At 61.0% G+C, this 14543-nt stretch carries 13 protein-coding genes; 2 read left to right on the top strand and 11 right to left on the bottom strand.

What is annotated here, in order from left to right; all coding sequences use genetic code 11:
* Positions 1 to 117: 117 nt before the first annotated feature.
* The 7 genes from D8U82_RS20100 to D8U82_RS20070 all read right to left on the bottom strand — a co-directional run bounded on the left by D8U82_RS20100 (position 118) and on the right by D8U82_RS20070 (position 9815).
* Positions 118 to 1050 (bottom strand): response regulator, encoded by a 933-nt coding sequence (locus tag D8U82_RS20100; protein WP_041476598.1) that lies wholly within the window; start codon positions 1048 to 1050, stop codon positions 118 to 120.
* A gap of 176 nt (positions 1051 to 1226) precedes the next feature.
* Positions 1227 to 1988, bottom strand: a complete 762-nt coding sequence (gene phoU, locus D8U82_RS20095) for a phosphate signaling complex protein PhoU (protein ID WP_016772483.1) — start codon at positions 1986 to 1988, stop codon at positions 1227 to 1229.
* Positions 1989 to 2107: 119 nt separating this feature from the next.
* A complete protein-coding gene (pstB, locus tag D8U82_RS20090; RefSeq protein WP_071172078.1) occupies positions 2108 to 2941 on the bottom strand; it encodes a phosphate ABC transporter ATP-binding protein PstB in 834 nt (277 codons plus the stop codon).
* A 143-nt stretch (positions 2942 to 3084) separates the two neighbouring features.
* On the bottom strand, positions 3085 to 4755 hold the full coding sequence (pstA, locus tag D8U82_RS20085) for a phosphate ABC transporter permease PstA (protein ID WP_016772481.1): 1671 nt from the start codon (positions 4753 to 4755) through the stop codon (positions 3085 to 3087).
* A 16-nt stretch (positions 4756 to 4771) separates the two neighbouring features.
* Positions 4772 to 7057: an ABC transporter permease subunit gene (locus tag D8U82_RS20080; protein ID WP_130902826.1), complete on the bottom strand. Its 2286-nt coding sequence runs from the start codon at positions 7055 to 7057 to the stop codon at positions 4772 to 4774.
* Positions 7058 to 7277: 220 nt separating this feature from the next.
* A complete protein-coding gene (locus tag D8U82_RS20075; protein WP_016772480.1) occupies positions 7278 to 8276 on the bottom strand; it encodes a phosphate ABC transporter substrate-binding protein PstS in 999 nt (332 codons plus the stop codon).
* Positions 8277 to 8516: 240 nt separating this feature from the next.
* A complete protein-coding gene (locus D8U82_RS20070) occupies positions 8517 to 9815 on the bottom strand; it encodes an MFS transporter (RefSeq protein WP_016772479.1) in 1299 nt (432 codons plus the stop codon).
* Positions 9816 to 10192: 377 nt separating this feature from the next.
* Between D8U82_RS20070 and D8U82_RS20065 the strand changes: the two genes are divergently transcribed.
* Positions 10193 to 10597, top strand: a complete 405-nt coding sequence (locus tag D8U82_RS20065) for an acyl-CoA thioesterase (RefSeq protein WP_003229628.1) — start codon at positions 10193 to 10195, stop codon at positions 10595 to 10597.
* A 57-nt stretch (positions 10598 to 10654) separates the two neighbouring features.
* Entirely contained in the window at positions 10655 to 11554 is a 900-nt protein-coding gene (locus D8U82_RS20060; RefSeq protein WP_130902825.1) for a D-hexose-6-phosphate mutarotase, read from the top strand.
* Between the two features lie 213 nt (positions 11555 to 11767).
* Here the strand turns inward: D8U82_RS20060 and D8U82_RS20055 are convergent, their stop codons facing one another.
* The 4 genes from D8U82_RS20055 to purE form a co-directional block, all read right to left on the bottom strand.
* Positions 11768 to 12304, bottom strand: a complete 537-nt coding sequence (locus D8U82_RS20055) for a DUF3299 domain-containing protein (protein ID WP_125927713.1) — start codon at positions 12302 to 12304, stop codon at positions 11768 to 11770.
* A gap of 93 nt (positions 12305 to 12397) precedes the next feature.
* Complete coding sequence (locus D8U82_RS20050; protein ID WP_016772475.1) at positions 12398 to 12643, bottom strand: GlsB/YeaQ/YmgE family stress response membrane protein; 246 nt, start codon at positions 12641 to 12643, stop codon at positions 12398 to 12400.
* Positions 12644 to 12754: 111 nt separating this feature from the next.
* The gene (locus tag D8U82_RS20045) at positions 12755 to 13837 is read right to left on the bottom strand and encodes a 5-(carboxyamino)imidazole ribonucleotide synthase (protein WP_073470876.1); all 1083 of its coding nucleotides are present in this window, start codon (positions 13835 to 13837) and stop codon (positions 12755 to 12757) included.
* Positions 13838 to 13847: 10 nt separating this feature from the next.
* Complete coding sequence (gene purE, locus D8U82_RS20040) at positions 13848 to 14339, bottom strand: 5-(carboxyamino)imidazole ribonucleotide mutase (RefSeq protein WP_007920220.1); 492 nt, start codon at positions 14337 to 14339, stop codon at positions 13848 to 13850.
* Positions 14340 to 14543 lie beyond the last annotated feature (204 nt).

Below are 14543 nucleotides of genomic sequence, written 5' to 3'. Positions count from 1 at the left end.
ATATCAATCGAAAGGGGCAGTTATCGCTTGAGGATAATCATAGAATCTCCCACAGGTTCGGTGTGATCTCTGTGGGAGCGAGCCTGCTCGCGAAGGCGGCCTATCGGGCGACGAAGCTTACGCGCCGGGTACGAAGTGCTTCTGCGCCGTGCCCCGGGCGATCAGGCGCGAGATGTAGTCGAGCTTCTGCGCATCCTGGTCGACGAAGCGGAAGGTCAGTTGCAGCCAGTCGCTGTCAGCTTTTTGCTCGTGGGCGACGATGGCGTGCAGATAACCGTTGAGCCGCGCGATCTCGGCGTTGTCACCCTGCTCCAGATCGAGCACAGCGCTGTCGAGGATCTGCGGCAGGGTTTCGGTGCGCTTCACTACCAGCAGGGCTTCCTTGATGCTCAAGGCCTTGATCACGCATTGCTGAGTACCGCTCGGCAGGCGCAACTGGCCCTGACCACGACCGCCCACCGGCGCCTTGGATGCACCGGGCGCCTGAACTGGCGGGCTGTTGAGCAAACCGCGCGACGGTGCAGCGGCTGGAGCGGGGGCAGCAGCGGCAGGCCTGGCCGCAGCGCCGCCGACCACGGCCGGCTTGCCGCCGGTCAGTGCGCTCAGGGAATCGTTGCCGAATGCCGAATTCATTTTGGTCGGCGCGCTGTTCATCAAGGTGTCGAGCTTGCCGACCTTGTTCAGTGCCTGCTTGACCTTGGTCAGCAGCTGCTCGTTGGTGAACGGCTTGCTGACGTAACCGGATACGCCGGCCTGAATCGCCTGCACGACGTTTTCCTTGTCACCACGGCTGGTGACCATGACGAACGGCATGGTCTTGAGGTTGTCCTGCTCGCGGCACCAGGTCAGCAGTTCGAGGCCGGACATTTCCGGCATTTCCCAGTCGCACAGCACCAGGTCGAAAGCCTCTTTGGCCAGCATCGCCTGGGCCTTTTTGCCGTTGATGGCGTCCTCGGTGCGGATCCCCGGGAAGTAATTACGCAGGCACTTTTTCACCAGGTCACGAATGAACGAAGCATCGTCCACGACCAACACACTGATCTTGCTCATCCAACACCCCTATTAAAATCCCGGCAAGCATAACGCTGGCTGATGGCACATTGCCAAAACTCTTCAGTCACGCCGGGACTTTTCGTTCGCGGGTGCTGCTTTTGATACGAATCCGCTTCTGAAAAGCAGAAACAAAAACGCCCGGCCAGAGGGCCAGGCGCTTTTCTCAGGCAATCTTACTTATCGTCAGCTTCGCCCGGAACATTAGCGGTTTCAGCGCTTGTGCCTTCAACTTCTTCTTTCATGCGCTTGAGGCCCATGTGGCGCACGTCGGTACCGCGCACCAGGTAGATCACCAGTTCGGAGATGTTGCGCGCATGATCGCCGATGCGCTCCAGTGAACGCAGGACCCAGATGATGCTCAGCACCCGCGAGATAGAGCGCGGATCTTCCATCATGTAGGTGGCCAGCTCACGCAGGGCGGTTTTGTATTCGCGGTCGATGATCTTGTCGTACTGCGCCACCGACAAGGCCAGATCGGCGTCGAAACGGGCGAAGGCGTCCAGCGCATCACGAACCATGTTGCGCACCTGGTCGCCAATGTGACGAACCTCGACGTAACCGCGCGGCGCTTCGCCTTCTTCGCATAACTGGATGGCACGACGGGCGATCTTGGTGGCTTCGTCGCCGATACGCTCAAGGTCGATCACCGACTTGGAAATGCTGATGATCAAACGCAGGTCGGAGGCTGCCGGCTGACGACGGGCGAGAATGCGCAGGCATTCTTCGTCGATGTTGCGTTCCATCTGGTTGATCTGGTCATCGATCTCACGGACCTGCTGAGCCAGGCCGGAGTCGGCCTCGATCAGCGCCGTGACCGCGTCGTTGACCTGCTTCTCGACCAGCCCGCCCATGGCAAGGAGGTGGCTGCGCACTTCCTCCAGTTCAGCGTTGAACTGCGCGGAAATGTGATGGGTAAGGCCTTCTTTGGAAATCATTGTTCGCTCCGCGAAAGTTGCAAGCTTCAAGCTGCAAGCTTCAAGCAGTTATGTGTAAGTCCTGATATCGCACCAATTCTTTCTTGCCGCTTGTAGCTTGCGGCTTGCAGCTGCCCCAATCAGCCATAGCGACCGGTGATGTAGTCTTCCGTCTGCTTCTTCGCCGGATTGGTGAACAGGGTATCGGTGTCGCCGAATTCCACCAGTTTGCCCATGTACATGAACGCGGTGTAGTCGGACACCCGTGCCGCCTGTTGCATGTTGTGGGTAACGATGACGATGGTGAACTTGGACTTCAGCTCGTAGATCAGCTCTTCGACTTTCAGCGTCGAGATCGGGTCGAGAGCCGAGCACGGTTCGTCGAGCAGCAGCACTTCCGGCTCAACCGCGATGGTGCGCGCGATCACCAGACGCTGTTGCTGACCGCCGGACAGACCGAGGGCCGAGTCGTGCAGACGGTCTTTGACCTCGTCCCACAATGCCGCGCCTTTCAACGCCCACTCAACGGCCTCGTCGAGGATGCGCTTCTTGTTGATGCCCTGGATGCGCAGACCGTAGACGACGTTCTCGTAGATGGTCTTCGGAAACGGGTTGGGCTTCTGGAACACCATGCCGACGCGACGACGCAGTTCGGCCACGTCTTCGCCCTTGCGATAGATGTTGTTGCCGTACAGGTTGATCGCGCCCTCGACACGGCAGCCGTCGACCAGATCGTTCATCCGGTTGAAGGTACGCAGCAGCGTCGACTTACCGCAGCCCGACGGGCCGATGAACGCGGTCACGCGCTGCTTCGGGATGTTCATGCTGACGTCGAACAGTGCCTGTTTGTCGCCGTAGTAGAGGCTCAGGCCCGGCACTTCGATGGCGACGGTTTCCTGCGCCAGGTCCAGGCTCTGCTTGTCGCGGCCCAGGGCAGACATGTTGATGCCGTGGCTGTGTGTTTCGTGCTGCATGGGAGGCTCCCTGTGCTAACAAATTCGGTTCGGTTTTGTAGGAGTGAGCCTGCTCGCGATTCAGGCGCTGCGGTTTGTCTATGAAACCGCGGTGATGCCTTCGCGAGCAGGCTCGCTCCCACATAGAAATCAGTGCTGCAAAATCAGCTGTCCAGTGCTTTGTATTTTTCGCGCAGGTGGTTGCGGATATACACCGCCGACAGGTTCAGCGTCGCGATCACCAGCACCAGCAGCAGCGCGGTGGCGTACACCAGCGGGCGGGCTGCTTCGACGTTGGGGCTCTGGAAGCCGACGTCATAAATGTGGAAGCCCAGGTGCATGATCTTCTGGTCCAGGTGCAGGTACGGGTAGTTGCCGTCCACCGGCAGCGACGGCGCCAGTTTCACCACACCCACCAGCATCAGCGGCGCCACTTCACCGGCGGCGCGGGCCACGGCGAGGATCATCCCGGTCATCATGGCCGGGCTGGCCATCGGGATAACGATTTTCCACAGCGTCTCCGCTTTGGTCGCGCCGAGAGCCAACGAACCTTCACGCACAGTGCGGGGAATCCGCGCCAGACCTTCTTCGGTCGCCACGATCACCACCGGCACGGCCAGCAGCGCGAGGGTCAGCGAAGCCCAGAGCAGGCCCGGCGTACCGAACGTCGGCGCCGGCAGAGCTTCAGGGAAGAACAAGCGGTCGACCGAGCCACCCAGCACGTAAACGAAGAAGCCCAGACCGAACACGCCGTACACGATCGCCGGTACGCCGGCGAGGTTGTTCACCGCAATGCGAATGACCCGGGTCAGGGTGTTCTGCTTGGCGTATTCGCGCAGGTACACCGCTGCCAGCACGCCGAACGGGGTAACGATCATCGCCATGATCAGGGTCATCATCACGGTGCCGAAGATCGCCGGGAAGATCCCGCCTTCGGTGTTCGCTTCACGCGGGTCGTCGGAGAGGAATTCCCAGATCTTGCTGAAGTAGAAACCAACCTTGGTCAAGGTGCTCATGCCGTTTGGCTGGTAGGCATGCACGACTTTGCCCAGACCGATTTCGATTTCCTTGCCGTTGGCGTCACGGGCGGTCAAGGCGTCGCGGTTGAACTGTGCATGCAAATCAGACAGACGTGCTTCGATGTCCTTGTAGCGCGCGTCCAGCTCGGCGCGCTCGGATTCCATGTCCGCTTGTGCGGTGGCGTCGAGTTTGCCTTCCAGCTCGAGCTTGCGCCCATGCAGTCGGATGCGTTCAAGACCGGCGTTGATTGCGCCGATGTCGGTTTTTTCCAGCGTCTTCAGTTGAGCCGCGAGATCGTTCACCCGATCGATGCGCGCTTGCAGTTCAGGCCATGCGGCCTCGCCCTCGGCGATGACCTTGCCATCCTGTTTGACGTTGACCAGATAGCCGTAGAAGTTGCCCCACTCGCGACGCTCGATCGCCATCAATTCTGGCGGTGTGGTCTGCTTGGTCAGCCACTCGCCGACGATCCACGTGAAGTCGTTGCCGTTCAGGTCACGGTTGCCGACCTTGATCAGCTCGCGGGTCATGAATTCCGGGCCTTCGTCAGGCACCGGCAGGCCGGCGCTCTTCAGACGTGCGCGCGGCACTTCTTCTTTCTGCACCACTTCGCCGATCACCAGGTGATTGGCCTGGCCCGGTACGTCGTAATGGGCGTGGATCAGGTCCGCCGGCCAGAAGTGACCGAGACCGCGCACGGCAATCACCGCCAACAGGCCAATGGTCATGATGACCGCGATGGACACCGCGCCACCGCTGATCCAGACGCCCGGGGCGCCGCTCTTGAACCATCCTTTCAGGGAGTTCTGTTTCACAGACTTCTACCTTTGCTTAAAGCGACGAGTATTTCTTGCGCAGACGCTGACGAATCAGTTCTGCCAGGGTGTTCATGACGAAGGTGAAAAGCAGCAGCACCAGCGCCGAGAGGAACAGCACGCGGTAGTGGCTGCCACCGACCTCCGACTCGGGCATTTCCACCGCGACGTTGGCGGCCAGGGTGCGCAGGCCTTCGAACAGGTTCATCTCCATCACCGGGGTGTTGCCGGTGGCCATCAGCACGATCATGGTTTCGCCGACCGCACGGCCCATGCCGATCATCAGCGCCGAGAAGATCCCCGGGCTGGCGGTCAGGATCACCACGCGGGTCATGGTCTGCCACGGCGTCGCACCGAGGGCCAGCGAACCCAGGGTCAGACCGCGCGGCACGCTGAACACGGCGTCTTCGGCGATCGAGTAGATGTTCGGGATCACCGCGAAGCCCATGGCCAGACCGACCACTAGAGCGTTGCGCTGGTCGTAGGTGATGCCCAGGTCGTGGGAGATCCACATGCGCATGTCGCCGCCGAAGAACCAGTTCTCCATGAACGGACTCATGTACAGCGACAGCCAGCCCACAAACAGGATCACCGGAATCAGCAGCGCACTTTCCCAACCGTCCGGGACTTTCAGGCGGATGGATTCGGGCAGGCGGCTGAAGGTGAAACCGGCGACCAGAATGCCGATCGGCAGCAACATCAGCAGGCTGAAGATGCCCGGCAGATGCCCTTCTACATATGGAGCCAAGAACAGACCGGCGAAGAAACCGAGGATCACCGTCGGCATCGCTTCCATCAGTTCGATCACCGGTTTGACCTTGCGGCGCATGCCCGGGGCCATGAAGTACGCGGTGTAGATCGCCGCAGCGACGGCCAGTGGCGCGGCCAGCAGCATGGCGTAGAACGCGGCCTTCAGAGTGCCGAAGGTCAGCGGCGAGAGGCTCAGTTTCGGTTCGAAATCGGTGTTGGCGGCGGTCGATTGCCAGACGTACTTAGGCTCGTCGTAGTTCTCATACCAGACCTTGCTCCACAGCGCGCTCCACGATACTTCCGGGTGCGGATTGTCGAGCAGCAACGGCTGCAGCTTGCCGCCGGCTTCGACGATCACTCGGTTGGCGCGCGGCGACAGACCGAACAGGCCCTGGCCTTCAACCACCTGATCGACCAGCAACGTGCGGTGTGCAGTGCTGTGGAACACGCCGAGCTTGCCGCTGGCATCAAGGGCGAGGAAGCCTTTGCGGCGCTCTTCGGCAGCGATTTCAACGATCGGCGTGGTGCCCATCTGGAAGGTGCGGATCTGCTTCAGACGCTGCTCGCCATCGGTATCGCGAGCCATGAACCACTGGGCCAGACCGCCCTTGGAATCGCCGACGATCAGTGAGATACCGCCGACCAGCTGCGCGGTGGCGGTGACTTGGGCGTCAGCGTTTTCCAGCAGTTTGTAGCGCCCGTTGAGGCTCTTGTCGCGCAGGCTGAACACGTCGGCCTGGGCACGCCCGTTGACCACGTACAGCCACTGCTGGCGCGGGTCGACGAAGATGTTTTTCACAGGCTCAGTCATCTGCGGCAGATCGATGCGCGTCTGCTCGTTGGTGACTTCGCCGGTCATCATGTTTTCTTCGCTGGTCAGCGAAAGCACGTTGAGTTGCGAGCCAGTGGAGCCGACCAGCATCAGCGTCGAGTCGGTGGCGTTGAGGCTGACATGCTCCAGCGCGCCGCCGCTTTCGTTCAGCGCAATCGGTGCCTCGCCATAGGGGTATTCGATGGCCGGGCTGATGGTTTTCTTGCCATCGGGGTAGCTGACTTTATAGGTATGACGGAACACCAGCGCCTGACCGTTGGACAGCCCCACGGCCACCAGCGGATAACCCGGCTGGTCTTCGCCGATAGATGTCACGGTGGCGCCCGCAGGCAGCGGCAGATCGACACGCCTCAATTCAGCGCCACTGTCGAGATCGAAGAACAGCGCCTGGCCCTTGTCGGACACACGCATGGCTACCTGATTCTGCTCTTCGAGCGAGATCATCAGCGGCTTGCCCGCGTCCTGCATCCAGGCCGGGGTGATCGAGTCTTTCGCGGTCAGGTCGGCGCCTTGAAACAGCGGCGCTACAACGTAAGCGAGGAAGAAGAAGATCAGGGTGATGGCCGCGAGCACCGCCAGGCCGCCAACGAGGACGTACCAACGGGTGAAGCGATCCTTGAGCGCGCGGATGCGGCGCTTGCGTTGCAGCTCAGGCGTATTGAAATCAATGCGCTTGGGAGGGGAAGACGTAGTCATTGGGGAATTGGCCAGATCATTCATGCGCACACCCTAGCGATCCTGTATGACAGAAAGATGACAGTGCAGTGACGCAGCAAATCCGCCAGCCGGAAGTCCGGCAGCGGAGTCGAAAATTTGGTGGTTGCAGGAGCGCGTCTGCTCGCCAAGGCGTCGGGTCAGTCACATCGATGCTGCATGCGACCACCCCTTCGCGAGCAGGCTCGCTCCCACAGGAGTCCGGCTTCAGGCCGGCCTCAGGGTGTTACTTCTTGGCGACAGCGCCGCCTTCCTGCAGACCGAGGTCAGCCAGTGCCTTGGCGGCAACCTTGGCTGGCAGCGGGATGTAGCCGTCTTTCACTACCACTTCCTGGCCCTGCTTCGACAGCACCAGTTTCACGAACTCGGCTTCCAGCGGGGCCAGAGGCTTGTTCGGGGCTTTGTTGACGTAAACGTAGAGGAAGCGCGACAGCGGATACTTGCCGTTCAGGGCGTTTTCTTCGGTGTCTTCGATGAACTCGCCGCCTTCTTTCTTGGCCAGGGCGACGGTTTTCACGCTGGCGGTCTTGTAGCCGATGCCCGAGTAGCCGACGCCGTTAAGCGAGCTGCTGATCGACTGCACCACCGACGCCGAACCTGGTTGTTCGTTGACGTTCGGCTTGTAGTCGCCTTTGCACAGGGCTTCTTCCTTGAAGTAGCCGTAGGTGCCGGACACCGAGTTACGGCCGAACAGCTGGACTGGCTTGTTGGCCAGGTCACCGGTTACGCCCAGGTCGCCCCAGGTCTTGACGTCAGCTTTGGCACCGCACAGACGCGTCGAGGAGAAGATCGCATCGACCTGAGCCATGGTCAGGTGCTTGATCGGGTTGTCCTTGTGCACGAACACCGCCAGGGCATCCACGGCAACCGGGATTGCCGTCGGCTTGTAGCCGTACTTCTGTTCGAAAGCCTGCAGCTCGTTGTCCTTCATCTTGCGGCTCATCGGGCCCAGGTTGGCGGTGCCTTCGGTGAGTGCAGGTGGCGCGGTGGAAGAACCGGCAGCCTGAATCTGGATGTTGACGTTCGGGTATTCTTTTTTGTAGTTCTCAGCCCAAAGGGTCATGAGGTTGGCCAGGGTATCGGAACCGACGCTGGACAGGTTGCCCGACACACCAGTGGTCTTGGTGTAGCTCGGGATAGCAGGGTCAACAGCGGCGAACGCGTTGGCAGTCGCAACGCCAGCAGCGACAAAAGTCATTGCCGCCATCAAACGCTTCAGTTTCATGCCTTACTCCTAGCAGATAGGGTGTGTTAAGTCGGGGCCAAGTATCAGCAGGCCATGTGAACACTCTATGGCTGAAATATGACAATTGGATGAAAGGCCAGCATGTCGCGACAGATCGTTCCCACGCTCTGCGTGGGAACGCCGCCATGGACGCTCTGCGTCCGCATTTGAGACGTGACGCGGAGCGTCACAGGATGCGTTCCCACGCGGAGCGTGGGAACGATCAGGCGGGAGAGAAAATCAACGCCCCTTCTTCCAGAGCCACGCCCCGACCAGAATCCCCATCCCGCACAGCACTGCCACATAGTAGGCAGGCCCCATCGCGCTTTCTTTCAGCAGCAGGCTCACCACCATCGGCGTCAAGCCACCGAAGATCGCGTACGCGACGTTGTACGAGAACGACAAGCCACTGAAGCGAACCACCGGCGGGAACGCCTTCACCATCACGTACGGCACCGCGCCGATGGTGCCGACCAGCAAACCGGTCAATGCGTACAGCGGGAACAGCCAGTCCGGGTGGTCGGCGAGGCTGTGGTAGAAGGTCCAGGAGCTGATCAGCAGGCCCAGGCAGCCAAAGACGAAGACGCGACCGGCGCCGAAGCGATCGGCCAGCGCGCCGGCGCCAATGCAGCCGAGGCTGAGGAAGACGATGGCCAGGCTGTTGGCTTGCAGCGCCGTGGTCGGCGAGAAGTGGTAGACCGTTTGCAGCACGGTCGGGGTCATCAGGATCACTACGACGACGCCGGCCGACAGCAGCCAGGTCAGCAGCATCGAAATGGCGATGGCGCCGCGATGATCCCGCAGCACCGCGCGCAACGGCACTTCTTCGGCCAGCGCTTTACGCAGTTGCAGTTCGGCGAACACCGGAGTTTCGTGCAGCCAGCGGCGCAGGTACACAGAGAACAGGCCGAACACGCCGCCGAGCAGGAACGGGATCCGCCAGGCGTAATCCGACACTTCGGCTGGCGTATAAATGCTGTTGATCGCCGTGGCGACCAGCGAGCCGAGGAGGATGCCGGCAGTCAGGCCACTGGTGAGCGTGCCGCAGGCATAACCGATGTGCTTTTGCGGTACGTGTTCGGAAACGAAGACCCACGCCCCCGGCACTTCGCCGCCAATCGCCGCGCCCTGGATCACCCGCATCAGCAGCAACAGGATCGGCGCCCAGATGCCGATCTGCGCGTAGGTCGGCAGCAGGCCCATGATCAGCGTCGGCACGGCCATCATGAAAATGCTCAGGGTGAACATCTTCTTGCGCCCCAGCAGGTCACCGAAGTGCGCCATGACGATGCCGCCCAAAGGGCGCGCCAGATAGCCGGCAGCAAAGATGCCGAACGTCTGCATCAACCGCAGCCACTCGGGCATGTCGGCCGGGAAGAACAGCTTGCCGACGACGGTGGCGAAGAAGACGAAGATGATGAAATCGTAGAACTCCAGCGCCCCGCCGAGGGCGGACAGCGACAGAGTCTTGTAGTCATTGCGGGTCAACGGTCGTGCGGGTTGCTCGGGCTGCGCGAGGCTCGAAGGCGCTGTGGTCATGGCAAGGGCTTCTCTTATAGTCGAATCTGTCGCCACAACAACGCTGGCGGTGGCTCGGACAGGTTCGGCACCATAGCAAATTGTTCGAAAAAGCACATAGAGGCGCGTAATTGACGGTCGAAATCAGAACCGGGTGGTCGTCGCGGGGTCTATCGACCGATATACTCGCCACCTGCGCAGGATTTGTAAGAGGTTGCTGTGCGAAAACGTTGTTGGCCCGTCCTTTGCTCGGGATTTAGCCTTTTTCGCAGAGTTTCCCTTTAGGCGCCTGATGGAAAACGTGACGAACGCAGTGTGTTCGGTGTTGAATCGTTTTTCCTGAAGACGGCTACCACCCGCAATACCCACGAAGAGTCACGGGTCAGAGGCCCCTCGGCATGATAGAGCTCGAACAAGAAGATCCGATCCCACAGGGCGACCTGGCCCTGCAAATCACCGCACTTCCCCGCGAAACCAACGGCTTTGGCGATATTTTCGGCGGCTGGCTGGTCGCGCAGATGGATCTGGCCGGCACTGCCATGGCCAGCCGGGTGGCCGGCGGCCGCGTTGCCACTGTCGCCATCGACCGCATGGCGTTCCTCGTCCCGGTCGCGGTCGGCGCGCAGTTGTCCTTTTATACCCAGACCCTGGAAATCGGCCGCAGCTCGATCCAGATGATGGTCGAAGTGTGGAGCGATGACCCACTGTCCAGCGAATGGCGCAAGGTCACCGAAGCGGTTTTCGTTTTCGTCGCCATCGACGGCAGCGGTCGCACCCGTTCGGTGCCGCCACGCGCGCGTTAAACCTCGCGGCCGTTTTGCGGTCGATAGTCGTCCCCAGTGTCTGATCGAGAGTTGCCCATGAACACGCCCAACGTTGAAGCCGTGAAACAGGATGAACTGAACTGCTGGCGCATCCGCCACGGCAAGGCCGAAGTGCTGGTGGCCCAGCAAGGCGCGCACATCCTCAGTTATCAGATCGACGGCCAGCCGCCGATCATCTGGCTCAACGACAAGGCCGAGTTCAAGACCGGCAAGAGCATCCGCGCCGGCGTGCCGGTGTGCTGGCCGTGGTTCGGCAAATTCGAACGCAATCCGAGCAGCGTGCAGGCCATGTACACCGGCGAGCAACCGGCCCCCGCGCACGGTCTGGTGCGGGCGATGGATTGGCAGTTGGGCAACATCGAATCAGAGGCTGACGGCATCAAGGTCGAATTCAAGCTGCCCTACCCGGAAGGTGGCCTGCCGGGCTGGCCCCACGAGGTCGATCTGACCCTGACCCTGCATCTGGCGGATCAACTGCACTACAGCCTGACCAGCCATAACCGTGGTAATGACACCGTCACGCTGAGTCAGGCGCTGCACACCTATTTCGCCGTGAGTGACGTGCGCAATGTGCATGTCGACGGCGTGGCCGGGCTGAATTATATCGAGACCCTGGATGACTGGAACACGGCCAGCCAGAGCGGCGATCTGCATTTCGCCGGCGAGACCGACCGCATCTACCTCGACGTTCCGCCGCAATTGAGCATCATTGATCCGACCTGGGAACGACGCATCGTGCTGACCTCCACCGGCTCGCGCACGGCGGTGATCTGGAACCCATGGATCGACCGCGCCGCCGCCCTGCCGGACATGGACAACGATGGCTGGCAGCGCATGCTGTGCATCGAAACGGCGAATGTGATGGATGATCTGGTCACCCTGGCGCCGGGGGCGCGCCATACGATGGGTGTCAGCGTAGCTGCTACGCCGCTCTAAGCTCTAGCGCTATACAAAAGGGCAAAGAGCCCTGTGGCGAGGGGATTTATCCCCGCTGGACTGCGCAGCGGCCCCCGCTTTTTTTTAAATCAAAAGCTGGGGCCTGCTGCGCAGTCCAGCGGGGATAAATCCCCTCGCCACAGATAAATCCCTTCACTACAGATAAATCCCCTCACCACAAAGGCTCGCTCCCAAATTTATGTGCGGCGCGCTTTAGAGATCAGCCTCCTGCACCACCCGCACCTTCTCCGCCTCCAGCGCATACGCCGCATCAGCGAGGTCATTGCTGACCTTCTCGATTTTTAGTGTGCCGGTCACCCACAGCGGTGTGTAGATATCGTCCAGCTTCAAACCCTTCGGATATCGCACCAGCACCAGTTGATTGGGCGGCGGTGGCGGTACGTGGATGCAGGCGCCCGGATACGGCACGAGGAAGAACAACGTGCTGCGGCCCTTGGCATCGGACTCCAGCGGCACCGGGTAACCACCGATGCGAATGTGCTTGTCGTTCATCGACGCCACGGTTTTCGTCGAATACATCACCGCCGGCAGACCTTTGGCCTGCTTCATCCCGCCCTTCTCGGTGAAGGTGCCGGTGGCTTCGGGGGTGTTGTGGTCGATTTCAGGCATGGCCTCGAGGGCCTTTTGATCCGACTTGGGCATCAGTTCCAGCCAGTCGGTTTCCGGCAGTTCGCCGGCGTGGGCGAGATAGCTGCCCAGCAAGAGGAGAATCAACAGAAGACGGCGCATGAAGGTGCTCGGCAGACAAAGGAATGGACGGTGAGTCGCCGCGCATTCTAGCCCTCCCGGCCGCGCGGGCCGAGAGGGCTTTGTCGCTTTCGATCAGTTCTTTTTGATCAGACCGTAGATCACCAGCAACACGACAGCGCCGACCAGTGCGCCGAGGAAACCCGCGCCCTCGCCCGCCTGATAGATGCCCAGAGCCTGGCCGCCGTAGGTGGCCGCCAGCGAACCGCCGATACCGAGCAGGATGGTCATGATCCAGCCCATGCTGTCATCGCCCGGTTTCAGGAACCGAGCCAGCAGGCCGACGATCAAGCCGATAAAGATGGTTCCGATAATTCCCATGGCATTTCCCTCTGATTTGGTAGATATGCCAAAGCCTAGACAGACTTTGGCATCCTGCCATGAGAGAACGGCGGCCCCTGAATGGTTCCGCCGCGGCCACATGAAACTGGTTTACTCGGCGATCAGCGCTTGGACCTTGATGATCTGCGCCTGCAGCGTGGCCATGTCGGCGCAGCGCAGGTTGGCGTGGCCGACCTTGCGTCCGGCCTTGAAAGCTTTGCCGTAGTGATGCAGATGGCAGTCTTCGATGGCGATGACTTTTTCCACCGGCGGCACTACGCCGATGAAGTTGAGCATCGCGCTCTCGCCGACCTTGGCGGTCGAACCCAGCGGCAGGCCAGCCACGGCGCGCAGGTGGTTTTCGAACTGGCTGCACTCGGCACCTTCGGTGGTCCAGTGCCCGGAGTTGTGCACGCGCGGGGCGATTTCGTTGGCTTTCAGGCCACCGTCGACTTCGAAGAACTCGAAAGCCATCACGCCGACGTAGTCGAGGTGCTTGAGCACACGGCTGGAATAATCTTCGGCCAGCGCCTGCAACGGGTGATCGGTGCTGGCTACCGACAGCTTGAGGATGCCGCTGTCGTGGGTGTTGTGCACCAGTGGATAGAACTTCGTTTCACCATCGCGGGCACGCACGGCGATTAGCGACACTTCGCCGGTGAATGGCACGAAGCCCTCCAGCAGGCAGGCAACGCTGCCCAGTTCGGCGAACGTACCGGCAACATCTTCCGGCTTGCGCAGGACTTTCTGGCCCTTGCCGTCATAACCCAGGGTGCGGGTTTTCAGCACGGCCGGCAGACCGATGGAAGCGACGGCGGCGTCCAGGTCGGCTTGCGACTGGATGTCGGCGAAGGCCGGGGTCGGAATGCCGAGGTCTTTGAACATGCTCTTTTCGAACCAGCGGTCACGAGCAATGCGCAGGGCTTCGGCGCTCGGGTAGACCGGCACGAATTGCGAAAGAAACGCCACGGTTTCGGCCGGGACGCTTTCGAATTCGAAGGTCACCAGATCGACTTCATCGGCCAGTTGGCGCAGATGATCCTGATCGCCGTAATCGGCCCGCAGGTGTTCGCCCAACGCAGCGGCGCAAGCGTCCGGCGCAGGGTCGAGAAAAGCGAAGTTCATCCCCAGCGGAGTGCCCGCCAGAGCCAACATGCGACCCAACTGGCCGCCACCGATTACACCGATCTTCATCTCAACAACCTCAGGCAATACGTGGGTCTGGATTGTCCAGGACGCTGTCTGTCTGCTCGGCACGGAAGGTTTTCAGTACCGCATGAAATTGCGGGTGCTTGGCGCCGAGGATGCTCGCCGAGAGCAGGGCGGCGTTGATTGCGCCGGCCTTGCCGATGGCCAGGGTGGCGACCGGAATGCCCGCCGGCATCTGCACGATCGACAGCAGCGAATCGACGCCCGAGAGCATGGCCGACTGCACCGGCACGCCCAGCACCGGCAGGTGGGTCTTGGCCGCACACATGCCTGGCAGGTGGGCGGCGCCACCGGCACCGGCGATGATCACCTCGATGCCGCGGCTTTCAGCCTCTTCGGCGTACTGGAACAGCAGATCCGGGGTGCGGTGGGCGGAAACCACCTTGACCTCGTACGGGATGCCGAGCTTTTCCAGCATATCGGCGGTGTGGCTAAGGGTGGACCAATCGGACTTGGAGCCCATGATCACGCCAACCAGTGCACTCATCGTCGCGCCTCTTCTCTCTGGAGCGCCCGCAGGCGCGTCATAAAACAACAAGCCACGCAGGTTGCGTGGCTTGATTGTACGAAAAATGGCCGGACGTGCCGGCCGAAGGCCGCGCAGTATACCGCAAAGAAAGCAATAAACAGCCCCCGAAACGACCATCTGTCAAATGAGCGAAACGCCCGGTTTTATTGACCTTGAGGTCAG

The organism is Pseudomonas sp. Sample_23, assembly GCF_004307595.1.
GTDB classification, from domain to species: domain Bacteria; phylum Pseudomonadota; class Gammaproteobacteria; order Pseudomonadales; family Pseudomonadaceae; genus Aquipseudomonas; species Aquipseudomonas atacamensis.
Note: the sequence above shows the minus strand (reverse complement) of the source record. Positions and strands in the feature narration are given on the sequence as shown.